The organism is Fervidicoccaceae archaeon (genome assembly GCA_038734945.1).
Classification (GTDB): Archaea; Thermoproteota; Thermoprotei_A; order Sulfolobales; family Fervidicoccaceae; genus ARK-14.
This window is the reverse complement of sequence record JAVYOA010000009.1, coordinates 66,978-90,252: the sequence shown is the minus strand read 5'-3', so window position 1 is coordinate 90,252 and position 23,275 is coordinate 66,978. Positions and strand designations below refer to the sequence as shown.

19 protein-coding genes are annotated in these 23,275 nt (G+C 44.3%); 7 read left to right on the top strand and 12 right to left on the bottom strand.

Going from position 1 to position 23,275, the window contains the following annotated elements; translation table 11 throughout:
- Positions 1-5: 5 nt before the first annotated feature.
- Genes narH through QXR92_04865 form a run of 4 tightly spaced genes read right to left on the bottom strand, consistent with a single transcriptional unit; the run spans position 6 to position 6,936 of the window.
- A complete protein-coding gene (narH, locus tag QXR92_04880; protein ID MEM0319333.1) occupies positions 6-1,436 on the bottom strand; it encodes a nitrate reductase subunit beta in 1,431 nt (476 codons plus the stop codon).
- Positions 1,433-4,969: a nitrate reductase subunit alpha gene (locus QXR92_04875; GenBank protein MEM0319332.1), complete on the bottom strand. Its 3,537-nt coding sequence runs from the start codon at positions 4,967-4,969 to the stop codon at positions 1,433-1,435. Before QXR92_04875 ends, narH begins: the two co-directional genes overlap by 4 nt.
- Positions 4,962-5,657, bottom strand: a complete 696-nt coding sequence (gene narI / locus QXR92_04870; protein ID MEM0319331.1) for a respiratory nitrate reductase subunit gamma — start codon at positions 5,655-5,657, stop codon at positions 4,962-4,964. Before narI ends, QXR92_04875 begins: the two co-directional genes overlap by 8 nt.
- Positions 5,644-6,936 carry an MFS transporter gene (locus QXR92_04865; GenBank protein ID MEM0319330.1) on the bottom strand — a complete coding sequence of 431 codons (1,293 nt, stop codon included), beginning with the start codon at positions 6,934-6,936 and terminating at the stop codon, positions 5,644-5,646. Before QXR92_04865 ends, narI begins: the two co-directional genes overlap by 14 nt.
- Positions 6,937-7,022: 86 nt before the next feature.
- Between QXR92_04865 and tsaA the strand changes: the two genes are divergently transcribed.
- Positions 7,023-7,544, top strand: coding sequence for a tRNA (N6-threonylcarbamoyladenosine(37)-N6)-methyltransferase TrmO (gene tsaA, locus QXR92_04860; GenBank protein MEM0319329.1), 522 nt, complete (start codon positions 7,023-7,025; stop codon positions 7,542-7,544).
- 37 nt (positions 7,545-7,581) lie between these two features.
- Here the strand turns inward: tsaA and QXR92_04855 are convergent, their stop codons facing one another.
- The gene (locus QXR92_04855; GenBank protein ID MEM0319328.1) at positions 7,582-8,706 is read right to left on the bottom strand and encodes a hypothetical protein; all 1,125 of its coding nucleotides are present in this window, start codon (positions 8,704-8,706) and stop codon (positions 7,582-7,584) included.
- A 150-nt stretch (positions 8,707-8,856) separates the two neighbouring features.
- On the opposite strand from QXR92_04855, the gene QXR92_04850 reads away from it, so the two are divergent.
- From QXR92_04850 to QXR92_04835, 4 genes are all read left to right on the top strand, one after another.
- Positions 8,857-9,843, top strand: a complete 987-nt coding sequence (locus QXR92_04850; GenBank protein MEM0319327.1) for a dihydrodipicolinate reductase — start codon at positions 8,857-8,859, stop codon at positions 9,841-9,843.
- 8 nt (positions 9,844-9,851) lie between these two features.
- Positions 9,852-11,222 carry an aspartate aminotransferase family protein gene (locus QXR92_04845; GenBank protein ID MEM0319326.1) on the top strand — a complete coding sequence of 457 codons (1,371 nt, stop codon included), beginning with the start codon at positions 9,852-9,854 and terminating at the stop codon, positions 11,220-11,222.
- Positions 11,223-11,538: 316 nt separating this feature from the next.
- Positions 11,539-13,059 carry a NosD domain-containing protein gene (locus QXR92_04840; protein ID MEM0319325.1) on the top strand — a complete coding sequence of 507 codons (1,521 nt, stop codon included), beginning with the start codon at positions 11,539-11,541 and terminating at the stop codon, positions 13,057-13,059.
- 111 nt (positions 13,060-13,170) lie between these two features.
- Complete coding sequence (locus QXR92_04835) at positions 13,171-14,382, top strand: FAD/NAD(P)-binding oxidoreductase (protein ID MEM0319324.1); 1,212 nt, start codon at positions 13,171-13,173, stop codon at positions 14,380-14,382.
- On the opposite strand, the gene QXR92_04830 is transcribed toward QXR92_04835, so the two are convergent.
- From QXR92_04830 to QXR92_04810, 5 genes are all read right to left on the bottom strand, one after another.
- A complete protein-coding gene (locus tag QXR92_04830; GenBank protein ID MEM0319323.1) occupies positions 14,364-15,278 on the bottom strand; it encodes an AAA family ATPase in 915 nt (304 codons plus the stop codon). The two genes, QXR92_04835 and QXR92_04830, sit on opposite strands and share 19 nt — an antisense overlap.
- A gap of 6 nt (positions 15,279-15,284) precedes the next feature.
- Positions 15,285-17,243, bottom strand: coding sequence for an anaerobic carbon-monoxide dehydrogenase catalytic subunit (gene cooS, locus QXR92_04825; GenBank protein ID MEM0319322.1), 1,959 nt, complete (start codon positions 17,241-17,243; stop codon positions 15,285-15,287).
- A gap of 1 nt (position 17,244) precedes the next feature.
- On the bottom strand, positions 17,245-17,787 hold the full coding sequence (locus QXR92_04820; GenBank protein MEM0319321.1) for a 4Fe-4S dicluster domain-containing protein: 543 nt from the start codon (positions 17,785-17,787) through the stop codon (positions 17,245-17,247).
- A gap of 131 nt (positions 17,788-17,918) precedes the next feature.
- A complete protein-coding gene (locus QXR92_04815; GenBank protein MEM0319320.1) occupies positions 17,919-18,473 on the bottom strand; it encodes a stage II sporulation protein M in 555 nt (184 codons plus the stop codon).
- A 110-nt stretch (positions 18,474-18,583) separates the two neighbouring features.
- Positions 18,584-19,114: a hypothetical protein gene (locus tag QXR92_04810; GenBank protein MEM0319319.1), complete on the bottom strand. Its 531-nt coding sequence runs from the start codon at positions 19,112-19,114 to the stop codon at positions 18,584-18,586.
- Between the two features lie 80 nt (positions 19,115-19,194).
- Here QXR92_04810 and QXR92_04805 point away from each other — a divergent pair, with 80 nt between their 5' ends.
- Both QXR92_04805 and QXR92_04800 read left to right on the top strand, forming a co-directional pair.
- Entirely contained in the window at positions 19,195-19,992 is a 798-nt protein-coding gene (locus tag QXR92_04805) for an NAD+ synthase (GenBank protein ID MEM0319318.1), read from the top strand.
- Positions 19,993-20,448: 456 nt separating this feature from the next.
- The gene (locus QXR92_04800) at positions 20,449-21,306 is read left to right on the top strand and encodes a TatD family hydrolase (protein ID MEM0319317.1); all 858 of its coding nucleotides are present in this window, start codon (positions 20,449-20,451) and stop codon (positions 21,304-21,306) included.
- Here the strand turns inward: QXR92_04800 and QXR92_04795 are convergent.
- Positions 21,296-22,024, bottom strand: coding sequence for an ATP-binding cassette domain-containing protein (locus QXR92_04795; GenBank protein ID MEM0319316.1), 729 nt, complete (start codon positions 22,022-22,024; stop codon positions 21,296-21,298). The genes QXR92_04800 and QXR92_04795 overlap by 11 nt on opposite strands.
- Before the next feature lie 9 nt (positions 22,025-22,033).
- Complete coding sequence (pstS, locus tag QXR92_04790; GenBank protein ID MEM0319315.1) at positions 22,034-23,224, bottom strand: phosphate ABC transporter substrate-binding protein PstS; 1,191 nt, start codon at positions 23,222-23,224, stop codon at positions 22,034-22,036.
- Between the last annotated feature and the right edge of the window lie 51 nt (positions 23,225-23,275).

Below are 23,275 nucleotides of genomic sequence, written 5' to 3'. Positions count from 1 at the left end.
TCCAACTACCTCAGCTCATCTAATCCAGCATACCCCTGCTCAATTGATGCTTTCAGTGACTGTTCTCTGTGAGCCTTTGGTACAACAAATCTATCTTCGTATTTAGCAACTGCCAAAAGCCTGTACATCTCTCTCGCATCTTTCTCACTTAGCCCGACCTCACTTAGCACATTCAGGTTTGGTCTCCCAAGAGAGATGCTCCTCATATATGCTCTTACGGCGATCAATTTCTCGATTGCTTTGCGAACAGAATCCTCATCACCTGCTGCGAACATCTTTGCTAAATAGGCAACTGGGATTCTCATATTCCTAACATTTGGGAAAATGTCCTCTGGTTCGAGCTCTCCAAGCTCTTCTCCTTCGAAAATCCTGAGAATTGGGCTCAGTGGAGGAATATAGAATACCATTGGAAGCGTTCTGTACTCAGGATGAAGGGGAAAGGCGATTTTCCACTCTTTTACCATCTTGAATACTGGAGATTTTTTAGCAGATTCCAACCAGTCTTTCCAAATGCCTTGATTTAGTGCTTCCTCTTCTATCTTCGGGTCGTTAGGATCAAGGATTATGCTCAGTTGCGATTTCAGGAGAGCGCTTTCCTCTGCAGAAGCTGCCTCCCTTATTCTCTCTGCATCATATAAGAGAAGCCCCATGTACCTCATTCTCCCAACACAGGTCTCAGCACAAACAGTGGGGAGGCCTGTCTCTATTCTTGGATAGCAAAGTATGCATTTCTCCGCCTTATGTGTGTTCCAGTTATAGTAGACCTTTTTGTATGGACATGCTGAGATGCAGTATCTCCATCCTCTACACCTGCTCTGATCCACGAGAACTATACCGTCTTCCTCTCTCTTGTACATAGCACCAGAAGGGCAGGCTGCTACGCAGGAGGGATTGAGGCAGTGATTGCATATTCTTGGAAGATAGAACATGAAGATTCTTTCGTACTCCAGCCTCATACCTTCCTCCAAATTTGGGTCAGAAGATGCAAATTTGGGTGATCCTGCCAGATCGTCATCCCAATTTGGACCTCTCTCCAAAGTAAGAGGCTTCTGAGTTATAGAGGATCTGACCTCAGCGAGAGGCTTCTCATTTTCCTTCGCTTCTATGAGTTTTTCGTATGTATAGCTCCACGGCTCATAGTAGTCATCAATGCTAGGCATCCAAGGATTGTAGAATATCCTGAGGAGCCTTGATGTCCTTCCACCTACTCTGAGCTTGAGATCTCCATTTTCGAGCTTCCATCCCCCCTTCCATTTCTCCTGATCTTCCCATTTCTGTGGGTACCCCACTCCTGGCCTTGTCTCTACATTGTTCCACCACATATACTCTGCTCCCCTTCTGTTCGTCCATGTTGTCTTACATGTTACGCTGCATGTATGACAGCCAAGACACTTGTCCAGGTTCATAACCATCGATATTTGAGCTCTCACTTTCATTTTTGCTCACCTACTTTTCTAAGAAGTATTAGCTCATCTCTCTGAGTTCCGGTTGGACCATAGTAATTGAATGCCCAACTTATCTGGGCATATCCCCCCGCAAGGAGCGTTGGCTTTATTCTTGTTCTAGTTGGACTGTTGTGAGTGCCCGATGGATCTTTTCCTGCGGATATTGTTCTCTCCTGAGCATGATACATTATAGCCACTCCCTTTGGTATTCTATCGCTCACAACAGCTCTCGCTACAATTGATCCGTTTCTGTTCGATGCCTCAACCCATTCGTTATCCTTCACACCGAGAGCCTCTGCATCATGCCTGCTTATCCAGATGACCGGCCCTCCTCTGAATAGAGTTAGCATGAAGAGGTTATCCATGAAGGTAGAGTGAATCTGCCACTTTCCATGCGGAGTTAAATATCTCAGCACTAGACCGATCTTCCCCTCGCCTTCTCCTTTTTGGAATGGGGCAAAAGACACAGGTGGCTTGTAGGTCGGGAGCTGTTCTTCGAACTCAATAAACAGGGGATGATCAATGTAGATATGCTGTCTGCCAGTCAGCGTCCTGAATGGAACCGAATTCTCCACGTTGAGAGTGAAGGGGGAATAAGTACCTTTTTCTTTCCCGCTCCATATGGGGGAAGTTAGAACCCTCCTTGGCTGAGAAGCCAAGTCCGTGAAGCTTGTTCTTCTTGATGCATCGATTTCCATATCATCGAATGTAATGCCTGTAGCTTCAGAGAGAGCTCTGAAGGCTTTCAGTGATGCTCTTCCATTAGTAACACTCGATAGATGCAATATAGCTTCCGCAGCCTTCCTGTCATTATCAATTAATGGATGACCATGATCATCTGCTCCATTTATTAATACGAGCTCTGAATATTCTTCCTCCGAGCTCCACGAAATGCCCTTGGCTCCTATAGATTTTGAGGCTAGAGGTCCAAGAGATGTCATTCTATGGTGCACATCGCAATAGTCCCTCTCCACAATTGATATGGAAGGCTTTGACCCTTCTCCGCTCAGCTCTCCAGGCGTGTCATGAAGCTGAGAAACGAGAACAATTTCCTTCACCTTTCCTAGCCTAGAGCACGCTAATTCTGTGAACTTCTTTGATAGTGATACAAATATGTCCCAGTCGCTTCTTGATTCCCATGCAGGAGGGACTGCTTGATTGAATGGATGAATGAATGGATGGAGATCTGTTGTGCTCAGATCGTTCTTCTCATACCATGTTGCTGCTGGAAGGATTATGTCTGAGTAAATGGCACTGGTGCTCATCCTGAAGTCGAGAGTGATAATTAGATCGAGCTTCCCCTCGGGTATAGGTTCCCTCATAGCAATAAGGTTTGGCCTAACGTCGCTTTCCTTGGCAGACAGCGAGCTCTCAGCACCAACCAAGTGCTTCAGTATGTATTCGTGCCCCTTTCCGCTTGAAGCTAGCAGATTAGCTCTCCAGATAAAAAGAATGCGGGGAAAGGAAGCAGGGTGATCTGGATCTTCCACAGAAAACTTCAGCTCTCCTTTATCTATCATTTCTGCTGCTATTTTCCTTATTTCCTCGTCTTTCAGCTTACCCTCATTGCTGAGCTTTTTGTAAAGCTCAATTGGATTCTCGGTGAATTGAGGATAGAAGGGAAGCCACCCTCTTTTTACTGCCTCGACTATGTAATCTCCAGGATGCTCGTATCTCGCCCTTGGGCTCAGCGTTTTTGCGCTGAGGTCCTCGAATCTGTATTGGTCAGAATGTATGTACATCCAGGAGGTTGTGTTCTGCTGTCTGGGGGGTCTCTGCCAATCAAGAGCAAAAGCAAGCAGAGACCAGGAATCAATCGGTCTCACTTTCTCTTGCCCAACATAGTGGGCAAGCCCTCCTCCTCTCTTTCCCACAGTTCCAAGGAGGATGAGCATGGATATTATTGCCCTGTAAGTCAGATCTGAATGGAACCAGTGGTTAACTCCAGGACCTATTATTACCATCGAGCTTCCCTTTGTTTTCTCAGCCGTCTCTGCGAACTCGATGGCTAACTGCTGAATAGCTTTTCTGCTGACACCTGTTATTTCCTCCTGCCAAGCAGGAGTAAATGGTTTTGGATCATCGTAGGATTCTGGATAGTCCCCAGGCAATCCTCTCGATACACCAGCGTGAGCTACTAGAAGATCAAAAACTGTTGTAACGAGGAACTCACCCCCGCTCGCTCTGATCTTCCTCGCTGGAACACCTCTAATAGCTTCCTTTCCTAGGACTGGAAAGCTCACCTGAACTATCTCATCGTGATTGCCGAGGAGAGTTAGATAGGGGTCGATTTTCTTGCCTGTTAGCGAGTCCTCCATTCTCAAATTCCATTTTTTCTCCTTTCCCCACCTGAATCCAATGCTTCCGTTTGGTACTGAGAGCTCTCCTCCTTCTGAGTTCAGTACGACTGTTTTCCACTCCGCATTCTCGGTATTAATTCCTATATCGGAAGCTCTGAGAAATCTCCCTGTCCTATATTGACCATTTTCCCTTTCCAAAACTACTAGGAATGGGAGATCTGTAAATTTTTTCACATAATCAATGAAGTAGGGAGTGCTTTTCTTCACGTAGAATTCATTCAAAATCACATGCAACATAGCCATGGCCATGGCCCCATCAGTTCCCGGCCTAGGAGAGAGCCATATGTCTGCGAACTTCGTGACGTCGGTGTAATCTGGTGTGATGACAGCAACCTTTGCTCCTCTGTATCTCGCCTCAGAGAGGAAGTGAGCATCAGGAGTCCTGGTCATAGCTAAATTTGTCCCCCAAACAATTATGAATAGAGAGTTCAGCCAATCAGCGCTCTCCGGTACGTCTGTCTGCTCCCCCCAAACTTGAGGAGAGGCTGGTGGAAGATCTGCATACCAATCATAGAAGCTCAGCATGACTCCTCCTATTAGCTCCAAGAACCTTGATCCGGAGGAATAGCTTACCATTGACATTGCTGGGATTGGGGTGAAGCCGAATATCCTATCCGGTCCATATTTCCTTATGGTGTATATCAGAGCAGCTGAGATTAGCTCGAGAGCTTCATCCCAGGATGTTCGAACAAATCCTCCTTTGCCTCTGGCAAACTTGTACGCCCTTCCATGTTCGCTCTCCACTATTTTCTCCCAAGCCAGAACCGGATCATTTGTTCTCGAAAGTTCCTCTCTCCAGGCCCTTAGCAATGCGCTCCTAACATAGGGGTGCTTTATTCTAAGCGGGCTGTATAGATACCAAGAGAAAGACGCTCCTCTTGGACATCCTCTTGGCTCATAGTCGGGGAGCTCTGGGGAATTGGACGGATAATCAGTTGCCTGGTGCTCCCATACTACCAATCCATCCTTCACGTAGATCTTCCAGCTGCATGATCCCGTGCAGTTAACCCCATGCGTAGATCTTACTACATTGTCATGCTGCCACCTTCTTCTATAGAGCTCCTCCCACTCCCTTCCAGCTCTATCTATCTCTATCCACTCGCCAATTCTCTCCTTTGGGAAAAGCTGCCTCTTAGCTTCCTCAATTGGATTCCCTCTATTCATATCTCTCCAGCCTCCTGTAGAGTATCCATGGCCTACGCAGATAGAATATGGGAACGCTCCATACATGAACTAGCCTGGAGAAAGGCCACATGAAAAAGACAAGGTAAGCAAGAAAAATGTGGATTTTATATGTTAGGGGAACACTTGTCATTAGTGATGGGTTTGGGCTGTAAAATAGGGATCTGATCCAGGGAGCAATTGTGCTTCTGTAGTCATAGGGACCATGCAGTGCGCTATAAACTACAGTGTTGAATTCCCCAAACATCATTGTAAGAACTATTAAGATAAGAATCAGAGTATCTGAGCTGCTGCTGGTTGCCCTGACTCTTGGATCTGCTAGTCTTCTCCAAAGAAGTATCAAGCTCCCGAGAAGTGCTGCTCCTCCTGCTGTTCCGCCCATGGCTATAGCTATCATGTGGTACTCCTCATCGCTGATGCCCAAAGCAGCAGTAATGCTAGGAGGAATGAACAGCCCAAGGATGTGGCCAAAGATGACAAGCAGCAAGCCGTAGTGAAAGAGCTGTCCACCAATTCGCAGAAGTCTTTCCTCGAATATTTCACTTGATCTGGAGGACCATGACTGCTGTGAAAATACATATCTGTATATATTTCCAATAATGAATGTCATTACGACTACATATGGCAAAATGACCCAGAGAATCGATGCCAAAATGCTACTTTCTAGCAAGTTTGAACACCATGAAAGAGAGGATTAGGGAAATAGCACTTAGAACTACAAAAGTCGAAAAGCCGAGCGAATAGCCTCTTGTTCCAAACTCTTGAGCAAACCAGGCCATTGCGGGAGGAAGAAGGAGGCCTCCAAGAGCTCCTAGACCTCCAACCCACCCAGTAGCTCCTCCAATAGCTTCCGGAACATATTTTGGAATCATCTTGAATGTTGAAGCGTTGGCGAAGCCCATTCCAAATGCTAGAACAAGGATACCAACCAGGCATATGGAGAAAGATGCACTTAACATCATGATCGTGCTGCCAAGCAGAATGACTGTGAAGGATAATACGGCAACCCTCTCTCCTCCAGCTCTATCGCTGGTCCATCCGCCTGCTACTCTTATGAGGGATGCGAGGAGTGAGAAGAGGATCCCTGAGATCAGCCCTGCCTGGCTAGAGGGGAGAGAGAAGAGCTTCTGCCAGTATGTTGGAAGCCAAGATGTTAGGGCAAGAAATCCTCCGAAGGAAGTGAAGTACAGTATCACAAATATCCAAGTTCTGAAAAGCTTTGAGGCCTTCATGAGGCTCTCTCTTGCTGAACCAGTGGGGATGAGCTCCTGCCCAAGCTTCCTAGCTTCCTCTATTGCTCTCTCTCTGTTGTATTTCTTAAGAAGCTGGAAATAGTAGGGATCCTTACCAGTGAAGAAGAAGATAAGAATCACAACGATTAGTATGAGCATCCAGGCAGCATATGAGCCCAGCAAGCCCAAGGATGCTACAGCATATGGGAGAATCCCAGTAAATATTCCCGGGGCCGTGTTTCCTATTCCTGCATAGAAGCCGAGTGCATATCCCTGCTTTCTCTGAGGAAACCAGTAGGATACATAGGCTATTCCAGAGGAGAAGACTGAGATTCCTATTCCTGCAACGGCGCCGAAAAACATGAGCAGAGCATATCCAAGAGTGCTTGATGTGATTGATCTATTCATTATAGCTCCGATGGAAAGGAGAAGCCCTATCATACCTATAAGTGCAAGAAGTAGCTGAAGTAAAATAATCCTTCTTCCTCCATATCGATCAACCATCGCTCCAAATGGAATCCTCATTAGTGAGCCTGTCAGTGTTGGTATGGCTACAAGCCATCCTATTTGCAGGAGAGATAGGTTCAGTGTCTCGGAAAGGGTCTTTGCTGTTATGTTAAAAAGTGCTACTGCTGCAAAACCTCCAAAGAATGCTGTTGTTCCAGCTATAAGTGCCCTTCTTTGAGTCCCACTTATCCTAACTCCATCCTCAGACATCACCAGCACATCCCAAAAAATTCTTCATTTTTATATACTTAATCATTATGCATTTAATAATTGAATATGCTGATAGAGGAGTTGCTATGAGCTTCTCGTATATATGCTTCAAGCCAATAGGATATGTCAGGCACGGCAAGGATGATGATGTTTTGAAAAGAGCGTGGAGAGGAGTTGAAGGCTATATTGAAATTCTTCCTGAGTATTCTGATGGTCTCCTCAACTTGGAGGGCTTCTCTCATATAATTGTCATATCATTTCTTCACAAAATAGGAGAGGATCAGAGGAAAGTTCTGAGAATTAAGCACAGAAAGCTCGAGAGGTTTGGAATCAGAATAGACGATATTCCAGAAGTGGGGGTTTTTGCCTCCGATAGTCCAGCAAGGCCAAATCCAATTGGCTTGAGCATTGTCAGGTTAATTCGGGTGGAAGGAAACAAGCTCTTTGTCAGTGGATTGGATCTGAGCGATGGCACCCCGGTTCTTGACATAAAGCCCTATGACCATGGTAGGCAGATAAAAGAAATAGAGCTGCCGCAGTGGGCGAAGCTGCTTGAAGAGAGAATAAGAGATAGGTTCGGTCCTGAAGAGGAAAGGCTCTCTCCCTAGAGTTTTTATAAAAAATTGAGATTTTTGCCGCCCGTTTCTATCCCCATAGATCCTTTCTCCACTCAGGTTTCAGAATTCTGACCGCACCAATGGTGACAATTGGGATGAAATAAACAGCAAAAAACACCCATGCCAGCGTGCCGTATCCCTTGGCTACCAGAGTGACAAGACCAACCTGCGCAGTGATTACGGATACGAGAAAGAGGAGAGATGCTATAATTGCCTCGCTACTTTTCCTCAGCTTCTTTCCCCTTGCCTCCAGCTGAGCACTGACCCTTCTAACTATAGCATATATCATTCCAAGAGCTGTGGCTATTAATGTGTAGAATATCCAGAACACATATAAATATAGGAGCCAGGAAACTCCCAGAGACTTGGCTATTTCATAAACTGGAACTGTCATTCCTATTACCTCAGGATACCAGCCCATGAAGCATATCCATAGCAGGGCCGCCGTTATATAGACAAAAAAGACAGAAAGGATAGATGCAAAGATGCTCTCCATTTTTCCCTTATATCTGTCTGCAGATTGGAGAGCGGAAGCCACAACTACTAAATTATACATGGTATATTGGAATCCGCTGATAGCTGCTTCAGTTATTGTCCCTTGGTGAACCCCTGCTGATATGTTCTGCATTGCGACTCCTCCTCTGACCGAGAGAAAGACAACCCATATAGCTATGTAGAGCATATAGAGCCCAACAGTTCCAACAATCCAGAATCCTTCTATGACCTTCCTTCCATAGAAATGGAGGAGAAATATTGCTAGAAGCACTATAGTGACTGAGACCCAGTAAGGTATATTGGCAAGATCTGACAACATGAATCCTGCTGCAGCACCTACTACAGCTATGACTATCCATGCTAATATTACATAGGATACTTCAAATGCTGGCCAAAATTTCCATAGGAATTGTCTAGACCAAATTCTATAATCAAAAGCCTTAAACCTTCGTGCTATTTCGAATGACAGGAGTAGAGCTATTAAGAGAGCTAAAGACCCAACAACTATCGATATCCAGCCTAGAGATCCAAATCTTGCTATATACTGCACGATCTCTCTACCACTCCCATAACCACCGCCTATCCAGACATTCTGTATTATTGCTGCTGTTAGGGCGGCGTATCCTACTCTTTTCCAAAAAGATGTTCTTTCAGACAAGAAGGATCACTTGTGTGGGACTTAATTATTAATTTCTTAATAATATATTCTTATTACAATTATTAAAGTCTTATTCTGTTAAATAAAGCAAAATTTAAATATTAACACAATATAATTATTTTACCATGAACTTCTGTGAGGATGTTCTCCATGAAGCTCAAAATAGGCTTCTACGGTTTTGGAGCAATTGGAAGACTTGCTGCTAGGGTTGCCCTGGATGGAGGGCACGAGATCTCTGGAGCCATTGATGTTAGAGAAGATATGATCGGAAAGGATGTTGGAGAGCTCCTAGGAAGAGAAGCATTAGGAGTAAAGGTCAGTAACGATATATCTTCTCTCATAGATTCTGATGTGATTATTCATGCTACAGGCTCATATCTGGATAAGGTGTTCGATCAGCTATTCTCTCTAATCAGAATTGGAGCGCCAATTGTATCTTCATGTGAAACTCTAGCTTATCCTTATTATAGATACCCTGTTCTCTCCGTCAGATTGAATGATTTCGCTTCAAGGATGGGCGTTCCTATAATAGGGACAGGAGTAAATCCTGGATTCATACTAGATACTCTTGTTGCTGTCATAGCATCCTCTTCTCCCACTGTCAGGAGAATAAACGTTGTGAGGAGCTTAGATGCTTTCAAGAGGAGGGAACCATTCAGAAAGAAGGTGGGGGTTGGAGAAGATCCAAAAGTTGTGGAGGAAATGCTGAAGCGAGGGGAGATAACTGGGCATGTTGGCTATGCAGAATCCGTGCTTCTTATTGCCCAGGCAGGAGATCTGAATCTCACCAGAGTTGAGGAGGGATCCCAGCTAGTTGTAGCTGAGGAGGACGTGGAGCATGAGGGAATCAAAGTAGCGAAGGGAAAGAACCTTGGCATGAGAGGATATGGCTCAGGCTTTCTTGGAAGTAGAGAAGTCATAAGGGTAGAGCTCCACGCCTATGCAGGAGCTCCAGATTTCGAGGAAATTCTTGTGGAAGGAAAGGACTACAAAATTCTGTGGAAGAGCACGGGAACTCCGGGAGATCTGGGGACTGCCTCCATACTTATAAGCACTGCGGAGAAAATTATCGATGAGGATCCTGGGCTTCATCTGATGACCGAGCTTCTCCCATTCAAGATAAGATTTGAGAGGTAATGAGAGGCATGGAGAACACGGTGCTGATCTCCAGGCTGTCAGAGATAGCAAAGAGAGAGGAGGAAGAATATAGGAGAAAAACAGGCAGGAGCAAGGAGCTCTGGGAAAGAGCTAGGAAAGTACTACCAGGAGGAGTTACCTATGCTATAAGGTTCTTCAGGCCCTATCCATTGTTCATAAAAAGTGCCAAGGGGACAAGGGTCTACGATGTGGATGGCAATGAATATATAGACTTCTGGGAGGGGCATGGAACTCATCTTCTTGGACATCTCCCTGAGCAAGTTATAGAGGCAGTGAATGAGGCTCTGAAGAAAGGCTCACATCTTGGGTATGAGAATCCGTATGCGCTTGAGTATGCCGAGTTCCTTACGAAGCTCCTTCCAGGAATAGAGATGATCAGGTTCTCCAACAGCGGAACTGAGGCCAATCTATATGCTGTGAGGGCTGCTAGAGCATACACTGGAAAGAACTACATCGTGAAGATGGAGGGAGGATGGCATGGTGGAGTTGAATCACTGCACAAAGCAACATCTTCCCCTCCTTTCGATCTCCCTGAATCTGCAGGTCTTCCCCAGGATTTCACAAAGTTCACAATAGCAGTTCCATACAATGATATAGAGGCTGTGGAGAGAGCATTGAGGAGCTATCCTACAGCAGCAGTAATAGTCGAGCCGGTGCTCGGAGGAGGAGGATGCATAGGTCCTGATGAAGGATACTTGAAGGAGCTTAGAAGGCTGACGCTAGAGCATGGAACCTTGCTGATATTCGACGAGGTCATAACAGGATTCAGGCTCTCTCCTGGAGGAGGTCAGGAGTTCTTTGGAGTGAAGGCTGATATGGTGATATATGGCAAAGCGGTTGGAGGTGGAATGCCTGGAGCAGGAGCAATTGGAGGGAGGAGGGAAATAATGGAGATGATGGATCACATAAAGTTTCCCGACAGAGCGAGGAGGGCCTTCCATGGGGGGACATTCACTGGAAATCCAATAACTATTCATGCTGGAAGGGCTCTAGTTGAATATCTGAGCAGCCACAGAGAAATATACCAGCATGCGAATTCAGCTTGGGAGGATCTGAGAAGGAAGGCAGAAAAAATATGCAGTAGCTATGGTGTGGAGTGCTTCTCAACGGGAGCCGGAACCATGACTGGGATACACTTCACTAGGAAAAGACCTAGAAATACTGGGGAAGCATATGAGCTGAGGTGGAGCGGAGGTCTAGCAGAGAGGGCTTTGAACCTCCATGCAAGGAACAATGGAGTACTATATCTTGGAGAGGGTATGGCTCATCTATTACCTGCATTGGTACATGACGATAGCGAGCTCAAGTCCTTTATGGATGCCATGGAATCCCTTCTCTCGGAGGCAACTAGAAGGTAATCTCGTGGATCAGCTCAACTGGCAGAGTTTTTCCCCAATTTTTTTATTATGATGAAAAATATTCCTGGAAGTTTGAAGTTCATTCGTGCCAGCCTCGATAGTTCATTAAGAGAAGCTCTGCGTTTGTTTTGGGCAGAATACATAAAGAGCTGCTCATATCCGGGTCTCAAGTCCATTTATTCTAAGATGAGAAGACGATTTCTGCTATTAATTCATTACGTGTGGAAAAAGGGAAATAAATAATTTTATAGGAGGGAAAAGAAGTAAAATATTAATTTTATATATTTAAAATTTGACATTATTTTTGTGATTTAGCTTGAACTTCTCTAGAAGTGCGTGCTTTCTAATAACTGCAGCCCTCTGTATTGTGCTTTTTTCCTCTTCATTGCTGGAGGGCAGCGGAGCAAAGAGCATAGTCGTTCCTAGAGATTATCAGGATATACAATCAGCGATTAATGCAGCATCAGATGGAGATATAATAACTGTGATGGCGGGGACTTATTCGGGCTTTAAAGTAACAAAAACTCTAACAATCTTTGGTGAAAGCAACTCTACAGTTGTGATAAAAGGCCAAATAGAGATATATGCCAACAATTCCAAAGTAGGAAGCATGAAAGTAGTTCTAGAACGGCCTTCGAGCGGATTGGATTCTGCTATAAAAGTCTTGGCTAGCAATGTCCTTCTGGAGAGCATGGTGGTTGAGAGCACAGCGAGCGGAATCCAGCTAGGGGATATGGATCATGGTTGGGCAAGTGCAAGTGTGGAGCATTGCAGCATCACTGCTGGAAGAGAAAATCTCACTCCAAAGCCCGGGGGAATATGGGGAGCGTGCAGCATGCTGGGCCTCTATTATAGCTCTGTTTCTGTTTACAATGGGAGCATAGGAGTTGGCGGGTGCAGGAGCACTCAGATAATGTTCAGCAATATAAGAAGCTACGATGGTACTGGAGTGAAGATGAGCAGTGGAGAGCTGAGAAATTCCACGGTATCTTCAGCTACAACAGCTGTTCTCCTTACTGGAAGGGATGCTGTTGTTATGGGAAGCAGAATAAGCGGAGACATAGGAATTGATATACCGGCAGGCTCGATAGCAAATTCAGTGGAGAAGAGCGAAATAGCTGGAGCTTCGTCTGGGATAAGGCTTACAGGAAGCGAAAACATACTGCGAGAGAACATAATATCAGGGGGACAATTTGCAGTTGAGCTTAGAGGAAGCAACAATTACATTGTGCTCAATGTGCTTTCTGGAGGAAGGGGAGTCAATGCGCTCAATGGCTATGGTAACACAATTGCTCTTAATTTCATTAACAGAACTGGACATATAGGAGTATATATGTCGAAATCTACAGGAAACAACACAATATTTGGAAATGTGTTCTGGTACTGCTATAATTACTGCGCAGCAGACGAAAGTGGTGGGAATTCATGGTACATAGCGAATGAAACGACGAAGATGGGGAACTACTGGTACAATCACGTATCTCCAGACAGCAACAAGGACGGAATAGTCGATTCTCCCTATGCTATAGCAACCACTACAGGGAAGGATGTCCTGGATCTGTATCCTCTTGCATCTCCTCCTTCGCAGGTTCTGGGAGTGTTCAGCGGCACATCAACAACTACTATAACCACAACAGCAACCACAATCACTTCATACACTGTGACAACAGCCACAAATACTTTCCCTACAAAAACGACAGCCACAGGGAGTGAAACATCTTCTGCCTCTACTTCTGCACAGGGTGGTGGAGGATATGGAAACATAGTGATTGCATCTGTTGCTGCTGTTCTTCTTCTTTCGGTGATGCTTTTAGCAGTGATGAGAAGGCGAAAATAAATTAGAAGTACGATAAAAGCTTTTTTCGCTTTGTCCTATAGGCTGAGTTCGAATGCTGACAAAAGGTTAAAATAATTTTTTGAATAAATAAAACAACTGTAGTGGGAAGTAATGAGGGTTGTTATCATTGGAAATGGAATAGCAGGAATCTCGGCCTTAAGAGAGATGAGGAAATACGATAAATCTTCTGAAATAATTGTTCTATCAAGGGAAAAGCTTGATGAGACCCGCCCATTTTACTCTCCAGCTGCGATCCCGTACTACATAGAGGGTAGACTCAGCAAGGATAACCTCTTCTCGAGAGATGTGAGCTTCTATCAGAAGAATAAAGCAAAACTTTACCTTGGTGAAGATGTGAAATTCATAGATACTTCGAAAAAGATCGTTTCAACTGGAAGAAGGGAAATACCGTACGATAGGCTCATTATAGCAAGCGGAGCTTCCCCACGAAGGCTGAAGATACCAAATTCTGACATGGCCCTTGTTGTGAGGACCTACGACGATGCTGAAAGACTAAAAAGTAGTGCCGGGAAGGAGATAGCAATAATTGGGGCTGGCCCAGTTGGAGTCGAAATTGCTCTCTCTCTGAGGAAGCTTGGAAAAAGAGTCAAGCTTATCGAAGCTCTGGAAAATGTGCTCAGCACGGTTTTCAGCAAGAAGCTAAGCAATATGATAGAGAATAATCTTAGAAGAGATGGAATAGAAATATACAAAGAGGAAAAGGTGATTGAGCTGAAAGATGAGCCCGAGAGAGGAGTGAAAACTGAGGGTGGATTCTACAGAGCAGACACGATAGTTATGGCTGTAGGAGTTAAACCCAACACGGAATTTGTCGATGAATCGATAAGGCTTGGAAAAAGCGGTGGTATCATTGTTGATGAATTTATGAGAACCTCCTCTCCAGACGTCTTCGCAGCGGGGGACTGCATAGAGCTCAAGCATGCTCTTGAAGATGCTGTCTCCCCAATTCCAACATGGACAAACGCGTTTGAGACTGGAAAGATAGCTGGAGCAAATGTTGCTGGAGAAAGCGTGAAGCATGATGGTGGTGTGAGGCTGAATTCTATTAATATAGATGATAAAGCATTTTTTTCATTGGGAAACGTATGGAAATATGATGAGGAGATCGAAATCGAGAAGGATGGACTTCTCGAGCTATATTACTCTAGAGATGGAAAAATAGTTGGAGCAGAGATGGTTGGAGATGTTAGATGGAGCGGCCTTCTGAAGAGATATCTAATGAGAAGAAGAGAGATATTTCCTGTGTTCAATGGAATAGATGAGGTCAAAAAAACGCTTCTTGATCAGGATCTGCTGTTCTGAACGAGCCAGCTTCCAAAGATCCTCTTGAAGGCTTCTTCGAACTTGAGCATGAACTCAGTATTCCGGTAGTTGAGCATGGGGAGAACAGAAGGCTCGTTTCTATAAATCTCTTCAGAAAAGGGAAGAAAGGATATGCTGTGGAAGAGCTTCCTGCCAGTGCTGTTCAGCACGCTCAGAGCCTTTTGCTCATCCTCTTTGTTTTTTACTTTGTTCACGATTAGGTGCACGTAGGGAATCTTGAGATCTCTGGAGAGCTCGGCTGCCCTCAAGGAGACACTCATAGAAGTTAATGTTGGCTCGGAGATAATGAGGGAGTGATGGAAACCTCTTGAGATTGCTCTACCAAACTGCTCAAGACCAGCCTCAGTGTCCATAACTATAACTTCATTCCTCTTCAAGGAAATGTAGTTCATGACTGCTGCAAGGAGATCGTTTTCGGGACACGTGCAGCCAACAGCTGCTTGAACCACTGTTCCCATTACCAAAAGAGTGAGCTTCTCGGTAATCTTAATACCGAACCTTTCAACTACATCCTCTACATTTGGATTGAGTCTTATGAATAAACCCCAGCCTGTTCCTGGCCTAGCCCCTGTTTTCTCCTCAATATAATCGAGCTGCCTGTTGAGAGGGACTATCCTGTTGGCTTCCTCCTCTGTAAGTCCTAAAGACATTGGAAGGTTCATCTGAGGATCCTCATCAACCGCCAAGACCCTATAGCCTGCTTCAGCAAATCGGTAAGAGAGGAGTGAGGCAAGTACTGTTTTTCCAGCACCCCCCTTTCCTGTAACAACAACTCTAAGTCCTTCATCTGTTTTAGATTCTCTGTGAGGCAGCTCGAGGAGTATCTCCTTAATTATTCTATCTCTCTCTTCCTCGCTTGCTCTTGTGAACGGCAAGCTATTTCACGCCCTCAGTCCTAGCCCTATACGCTTTTCTCTAATTTTTCTAATAAGCTCCTTGGCTGCCTTCTCCGGGTCGCACTCTATATAGAGCTCCCCTCCAGTAATATTCCTTAATTGCCTTGTTAAAATATCAGCAACCTGCGGTCCTCCTAGGACTCTGAGAGGCGGGCAGACATGCACAGTCACACCCAAAGCAAGAGCCCAAGTACCAATGGAAACAGCCTTCTCCGTAATGAGTTCGGGAGCAGACGCTACAACAGGGAGCGATGACACATCGACATGCAGCTTTTCTGAAACTGCTTTAAGCAGCACACCTATCCTTGAGTTATCCACACATGATCCCATGTGAATTGTGGGAGGAAGGCTGGGCAATCCAGCTGCCCCTCCCAGGGCTTTGAGCACACTCTTCAATCCTTCCCCAACACCAATTTCATCTATTTTTCTCGGATTCATGAAGCCAGCCTGTGCAGCTATGTGAGCTATGCAGCCAGTAACTATAACAAGAACGTTGTTCTTGAGCAGCTCCTTTATAAGCCTCTCACTGAACAGATACTTTCTTGTTTTTGGGTTGGGACATCCCACTATTGCCGCAATTCCATAGATGTTACCGTTTGCTATGTTTTCTATTAGAGGTTTGAGAGGATCCTCCGGATCGACCTTCTTGAGAATTCCAAGCAGCGCCTCGACGGAGAAACCTGCATAAACTTCCTCTGGATGGTTCGGTATGAAGACCCTCGCTGGATTTCTCTGCTGATAGGCCTCAAGTCCTATTTCGATTATTCTCCTAGCAACTTCATCTGCTTTCTCGGGAGAGAATTCTATGTGTATGGCTCCAGGAATCTTCACATAGGGAACAGTGGTTATGAGCTTTGTGTGATAGCAAGAAGCTACTTGAGCAAGTATGGGCCAAATGCATTGAAAGTCAGCTACCATTGCATCTAGAGCTCCGGTGACTATGGCAAGCTCTGCCTGCATTTCATTCGCTGCCAGAGGTATCCCATGCCTCATTAGGACTTCGTTTCCTGTGCAGCAGACCCCAATTATGTTTATTCCCTTAGCTCCTATGGCCCTTGCTCTTTCCTGCAGCTTTTCGGCCCACTCTAGAACCTTCTCTGATAGAGCAGGGTTGTGACCATGAACTGCAATATTAACATAGTCCTCCTTTATAGTAGCTAAGTTTGCATAGCTGTGAATAATGTTTGGAGTTCCAAAAAGCACATCGGAGAGCTCAGTGGCCATGGTGAGTCCGTAGCCGTCCACTATTCCCATCCTAAGATCTGCTAGCAGGATGTTAACTGGATCGGCATCATTTCCCATGGATGTTCTATGCATAGCATTCACTATGGGCTGCCATATGTTAGTTGGCACTATTCCCAACGCGCTCCATTTTTTAAAGCTCGAGGATGGAGAGTATTTCTCTATCCATCTACTTGGCTTTCTGTCGAGCTTATAGAGATCCTCCAAAGATGCTTCAGCAATTTCGAGAGCTATCTCTGAAATTTCTCTATTTTCCGTATTTATTCCGAGATTCCGTGCGACACTGAGAAGCTTTTCTGTATCTCTTATTTTATACGCTTCTAGCTTTCCTTCTGCCACATCCCTCAATATCTCAGCTATTTCCATAGCATGCTCAACATGGGAGCTTGCTCCTCCAACGGTCTCTCTAAGTAGATTTCTCGCAACTATAGTATCGGCAGTAGCACCACACACTCCGAGCTGAGGACCTCCTGAATTGAAAACATCGATTCTGCAGGGGCCCATGTAGCACATCCTACAGCATACACCTAGCTCACCAAAGCCACACTGCGGCTCCTGCCTCGCGAGCCTATGATAAACTGTTGTCCTCGCCTCTTTCTCCTCTTTCTTTAGAAGCCTGACAGTTCCTTCATCGAGCATTCCGTATTCTTGACTGCTTTTCTCTATTGCCTCCTTCTTCTCCTTCAATAGATCGGTTACCATGTTAGACCACCCCTAGCTCAAAAATTGAAACTTTCTGCCCTGCTGTGAGCTCTCTGAGGGAGCGCTCTCTTTTGAATTGCTCCATTTCCTTGACATCTGCGAAGACCAGAGCATTAGTTGGACAGGCCTCTACACATGCCGGTAGCCTGCCTGACTTGACTCTTTCAATGCAGCCATCGCACTTCGCTGCTGTTAAGGTCTCATAGTCAGGATAGATGGCACCGAAAGGACATACCATTGCGCACTGCCAGCATCCAATGCACTTAGCGGGATTATATGTAACAAATCCAGTCTCTTCGTCTTTCTGTAATGCTCCCGTAGGACAAACATTAGCGCAGGGAGGATCCTCACAGTGAGCACATCTCAGCGAGGCATTATACTGATCCACTTTTAGAACAGTGTTGAATCTCTTAGGCCTTGGAATTTCGAAAATAGCCTTGTAGAGATCCTTGCTCTTGGAGTGCTCTATGTGGCATGCTATTTCACAGCTCTTGCATCCAACGCATCGCTCCACAACAATGAAGACCCTCTTAACGTTTTCCAACCTTTACACCATTTAATGTTAATATATAATAATTATATAAATTTATGGGAAAAAGGTGGGAAAAAATAAAAAATTTGTAACAATTTAAATCAAGGATATAAATTGCTTCAAAGTGCTTTTAGTACAAAAAACTACAGGGTTAGGATGAGGGGAGAAATGAAAGTCTCCACGAATGCTGCTATCAGGAGAAGAGCTGCCACTGCAAAGACATAGAGAGGTAGCTTTATTATAAGAGAAGAGAGATTTCCACTTTTTCCGATGATCCTTTTCCAGAAAGCAATTCCAAGGGCAGTTCCATACGAAGCTGATAAGAAAAAGGCTGATAGCTCAAACAGTCCGTGGGGGATCATGGAAAGAATAGCTAGTGGTATGCTTATTCCATTTCCTTCAGCAAAGGCCACAACCACACCAGCAACAGCTCCATTGAGAAAGACTACAACAGATGGAAGTACAATGGTTATGCTCAGGATAATCATTAGAAGGGCAATAGCAAAGTTGTTCATGAAAATTAGGAAAGCAGATCTTATTGAGAATGGGGCAAATCCTATGGTTTTTGCCTTATTTCCGAATGAGTTGAATAGCTCCTTAGCCAATCCATATGGGTTGCTCATAGCAAGAGAATAGCCTATGAATCCTCCAAGTATGAATAGCAATAGCATTATAATTACGAGATGCCTTATTTTCATCGTTCCATACCGAATAATTCTTGCAAGTTCAAGCTTATAACCGTCTCTCGCTCTAAAAAATGAGAAAGCAATGCGCGTGTTTTTCGAGAAATGAGGATTTTCCTGTTGCTCTATATACTAGCGAAACGATTCTGTATGATTTCAACTGCCTCGCTACCCCTATCTACGAACGCTAGAAATCCTCCTTTTCTTTCATCGACAACTCCTTTCCCCATGAAACCTTCTAGAGAATCTGTCAAGCTGCCAGTATTTCTCAGAACGATAGTAAGCTTTCCCATTGATAGAGCATTAACAACTTCAGTGAAGGAACCGAGTCCTCCTCCAAGGCAGAGAAGGACGTCCCCAGATCTGACCATTATAACGTTTCTATTCGTGAATGTTGTCCCTGCCCTTATCTTTATGACGTCCTCAGATATGTCGTCAGCTTCATATTCAAGAGGAAGAATCATCACCACTTTCCTCCCTCTTGAAACAAGGAAATCTGTAACATATTTCATTAATCCCCTATATCCTCCCAGAATATAGTAGGAAATTCTTTCTGAGAATAGAAAATCAAGCTCCTCTAGGAGCTTCAGAGCTTTTTCCCTGTGCTTTTCTCTTGGCTCAGAACTATAGGCGGAAATTGAGATGGCTATTTTCAAAGCACACACCATTCTTCTGCTCTTTCAATGAGGAAAATAATAATTGTTTCCAAAATCATGAAAATATGTGGTGGGTCATGTTGGATAGGCAGCCTGCTGTTCCCGTGATCGACTATGCAAGAGCAGCAGATAGGATTTCTCAGTGCGTCAAGGACTACCTCGATGCAAGTGGAGCTAAAGGCTATGTATTGGGAGTTAGTGGCGGTCTTGACTCGGCTGTAACAGCATATCTCCTTGTTAGAGGTGTAGGGAAGGAGAGGGTCCATGCGCTCATTCTTCCGGAAAGAGAAACGGACATCAGAGAAATTGAGGATGCAAAACTAGTTGCTGACAGCCTGGGCATAAGGTATGTGATAGCTGACATAAGTGAAGCTGTTGAGGGGATCCTCAAAATGTTTGGAGAGAGCTATGGTACTGCTGAGAGGGTAGCTAAGGGCAACGTTAAGGCTAGAGTGAGGATGACTGCTCTATATTTCCTTGCAAACACTAGGAAACTTCTAGTCTCCGCCACAAGTGATAGAAGCGAGTTTCTTCTGGGGTATTTTACTAAGTGGGGGGATGGAGCAGGAGACGTCTATCCAATAATCTCCCTGTATAAAACACAGGTCAGAGAGATGGCAAAATTTCTAGGAGTGCCAGAGAAAATTTGGAGAAAGCCTAGCTCCCCAGGACTTTGGCCAGGACAGACGGCGGAGGGAGAAATTGGTTTGAGCTATGAGGAAATTGATACTATCTTGCACATGCTCGTGGATAGGCAGGAGACTGTTGAAGAAGCTTCAAGGCTCACCGGGATTCCAATTGAGAAAGTTGAAACTGTTTGGAAAAAGGTAATTTCCAGCTCACATAAAAGGTTCAGGCTTCAATCCTGTGGTATTTGATGTTATTGCTTCTATACTACTAGCATCGATCTGTATGAAGTCCTTTTTCAGTAATTTACTAACTGGTTTTTAGTGCATTCATTTATCTTAGCTGCCTAATATTGGCTTCTCCTTGAAGATCATGCGGAAATGATTTTTCATCACAATCAAAATTTAGAACATCTACATAGGAATGTTCGCTTATTTCTCTTACTTTCTGCTTCAAAAAATCCACAATCTTCTCATTTTCTAGCTCTTGTCTCAACATTTCACCACTTGAACGAGATGGTGTTGAAGAGCATAGCTAATAAGCACTCTATAAAGCTTATATTTCATAGCTACTAATCTTCTTCATAAACTATTCATAAAGAAGGAAAATCAGATTAGCGTGCATGGAAAGAGAAAGCTCGTGAGCTATGCTTAAAAGTCTCTTTTCTAATCAATGAAAACGAATATCCTAAAAAGGTGTAAAGAGCAATGACGAAACTGCCATTTGCTGATGCGCATTCCCACTCGAATCCTATCAGCGGAATTGGGGCAAAGAAAATTGCGGAGAAAATCAAGGAACATGGAGGATGGTTCGCAGCTTTTATAATGCTCCCTTCCTGGGACTATGTAGGAAAAGTGATATTTGATGTGGAGAAATATAGAGAGCTTGCTGAGCTTCACAGCAGGGGATGTAAAGAGGCAAGGAGCTCTGGAATAGAGATTAAGTGCTTTGCAGGTCTTCATCCCGCTGAAATTGATAGGCTCATTGAAGCAGGAATAAATCCTAATAATGTTAGGGAATATGCATTCAAAATAGCAGAGATTCTGAGAGAGATGTGCAGAGAGGGAAAAATAGATGGCATAGGTGAAGTTGGAAGGCAGCACTTCAAGGTGCAGGTTCCTTCTGCATTGATAACCCAAGAAGCCCTAGAAAAATTCATGACAGTTGCTAAGGATGAGGGTTGCCTAATGCAGCTTCACTTGGAACAAGTCGAGGGCTTCACAGCAGAAAGCATAGTGAAATTAGTTGAGAAAACTGGGTTCAAAAAGGACTATGTTCTAATTCATCATTCTACTCTGGCAGTTTCAAAGGATTCCCAGAGCTTGGGACTGTGGTCAACTATGCTCGGTAAAAAAGAGCTTCTAGAAGCAGCTATTCCTTCCAGAGGAACTGCACTTTTGCTTCTTGAAAGCGATTTTATAGATGATCCCAAAAGACCAGGAAGAGTGATATATCCTTGGGAAATCGGGAGCAGTTTGAACTATCTGCTAAGTGCTGGGAGAATATCTGAAAATGAAGCAGAAAAGCTTTCCATTGATAACGTGAGGACCTTTTTCAGGCTTTGAGATGCGAAACTTCACCATAGATAAAATTCTTTGTCAGCTCACTGCTGGGAGCATAAGCCAGCTTGGAAATTGGTCCTTGTTCTACTACAGATCCATGATATAGGAAAATTGCATGGCTGGCTATTCTGATAGCCTGCTGGGGCATGTGAGTCACCATAACAATTGTCATCCCTTCCTTGGCTAGCTTCTTCAAAGCCTCTTCTATCTTAACTGTATTGATGGGATCGATATTTGCTGTTGGCTCATCAAGCAGAAGAATTTTTGGCTTTATTGCTAGAGCTCTTGCGAGACACAGCCTCTGCTGCTGTCCGCCACTTAGTTTCCAAGGTTTGTCTTTTAGTCTCCCTTTTACCTCTTCCCATAGCCCTGCCATTAAGTCCAAAATTGCTGAGAAAAGCGTTCTTGCTTTCTTCGGTGCTATCTCGTTGAGAAATACAATAACGCTAGCAGATAGAGGAAGAGATACCAGAAGAGCTATGGTGGAAGTATATAGTGAGCCAAATACGGCAGGAAGCAGACCGTATTTTCCTCCTTCAGGAGGAGGAATGCTGCTAGGCCTCCAGTCCTTTCCTAAAAAGGTCTCCAAGCCTTGTTTCTCAAATATTGGAAGGCTGAGATTCAGTTGGGAATAAAAGATAAGTATAAGAGTGAAGAGTACAAGAGCTGAGGGAAATAGGAGGGAGAAGAAAAAAATTTTGTCTGTGAGGTTTCTCCTCATTTGGAAAGTTCACCCTGATACTATAAGATTCAGGCTATTCAAATTGAACCGTGCGAGCTCATCTGGTATTGGAACATAGCCCTCAATGATGTAGTTCCTTCCTTCATTGTTTATGAACTGTATTAGCTGTTTAATTCCCTCTACCTTGTTGCTTGGATAAACCTTGTGAAAAATTAGAAAAGCAAAAGAGGTCACTGGATATGATTGCTTTCCGGGAGAATATATCACAGCATTCCAGAAATCATTGAAATCTCCTTCAGGGCTTTGTGGGAGCTTATCCATACTAGCTCTTATTGCTTCCATCATTGTTGTCATGTTTGCCTCAACAAAAATGCCCTCGGAGTTCATTATGAGAGCTGTGGGCAAATTCTGAAGAAAAGCATACGCATACTCAACATAGCCTAGTGAGTAAGGGGTCCTCGATACAATATCTGCAACACCTTGATTCCCCTTTCCACCAAGTCCTCTCCCAGTCTTGTCTACAGGCCAATCTATAGCTTTTCCAACAAGGTCTCTAGGCCATAGACCATTCGAAGATTTATACAAGAAAAGAGTAAATATGTTCGTTGTACCACTCGAATCAGATCTATGAACAGCAACAATTTTCTCGTGAGGTAGGGAAATGCCTTGATTTAGCTCAGCTATCCTCCTATCATCCCAGTACTCAATTTCACCCTTATATATAAGGGAGAGAACTTCACCTGTGAGCTTCAGTTTGCTTGCAATCCCAGGAATATTGTAAGTTATTACTACACTGCCCACTAGGACTGGAAGTTGGATCACTCCCCTAGGATCGTTTTTTGCCTTTTCCCAATCGCTGGTCGTGAGAGGAGGATCGCTTCCTGCAAAGTCAATAAGACCTTGCATAAACTGTGTCTGCCCTGTTCCGCTTCCGCTGGGGCTATATTCAATTATTATCTGGGGATTTTTCTCTGAAAGTGCTTTTATCCATCTGTCTAGTTGTGGGTAAATAAATGTCGAGCCGGAGCCTATCAAAGTTATCTTGGAACCATTTCCTACCACTGTTGTGGTAATCGCGGATGTATTTTTCTCAGAGAGGTTAGTAGCAGTTACGGGGGAGTCCGTAGTAGTTACTGGATAGGTGCTGGCATTATTGCTGCTTTTCATTACATATAGAGTTAAGGATGACAGAATTGCTACTACAACCAAAGTGAATGCCACAATTGTTCGGGGTAGCATATGCATCACTCAACATCTAAATAAAAAATGGCAATTTTTATTTATGTTGCA

Bases quoted from the DNA above. Each gene is read 5' to 3' on its own strand.
- pstS (MEM0319315.1), bottom strand. From the start codon at position 23,224: ATGCTACCCCGAACAATTGTGGCATTCACTTTGGTTGTAGTAGCAATT.
- QXR92_04835 (MEM0319324.1), top strand. From the start codon at position 13,171: ATGAGGGTTGTTATCATTGGAAATGGAATAGCAGGAATCTCGGCCTTA.
- QXR92_04845 (MEM0319326.1), top strand. From the start codon at position 9,852: ATGGAGAACACGGTGCTGATCTCCAGGCTGTCAGAGATAGCAAAGAGA.
- QXR92_04800 (MEM0319317.1), top strand. From the start codon at position 20,449: ATGACGAAACTGCCATTTGCTGATGCGCATTCCCACTCGAATCCTATC.
- narH (MEM0319333.1), bottom strand. From the start codon at position 1,436: ATGAAAGTGAGAGCTCAAATATCGATGGTTATGAACCTGGACAAGTGT.
- QXR92_04875 (MEM0319332.1), bottom strand. From the start codon at position 4,969: ATGAATAGAGGGAATCCAATTGAGGAAGCTAAGAGGCAGCTTTTCCCA.
- QXR92_04865 (MEM0319330.1), bottom strand. From the start codon at position 6,936: ATGTCTGAGGATGGAGTTAGGATAAGTGGGACTCAAAGAAGGGCACTT.
- cooS (MEM0319322.1), bottom strand. From the start codon at position 17,243: ATGGTAACCGATCTATTGAAGGAGAAGAAGGAGGCAATAGAGAAAAGC.
- QXR92_04815 (MEM0319320.1), bottom strand. From the start codon at position 18,473: ATGAAAATAAGGCATCTCGTAATTATAATGCTATTGCTATTCATACTT.
- QXR92_04795 (MEM0319316.1), bottom strand. From the start codon at position 22,024: ATGAGGAGAAACCTCACAGACAAAATTTTTTTCTTCTCCCTCCTATTT.
- tsaA (MEM0319329.1), top strand. From the start codon at position 7,023: ATGAGCTTCTCGTATATATGCTTCAAGCCAATAGGATATGTCAGGCAC.
- QXR92_04850 (MEM0319327.1), top strand. From the start codon at position 8,857: ATGAAGCTCAAAATAGGCTTCTACGGTTTTGGAGCAATTGGAAGACTT.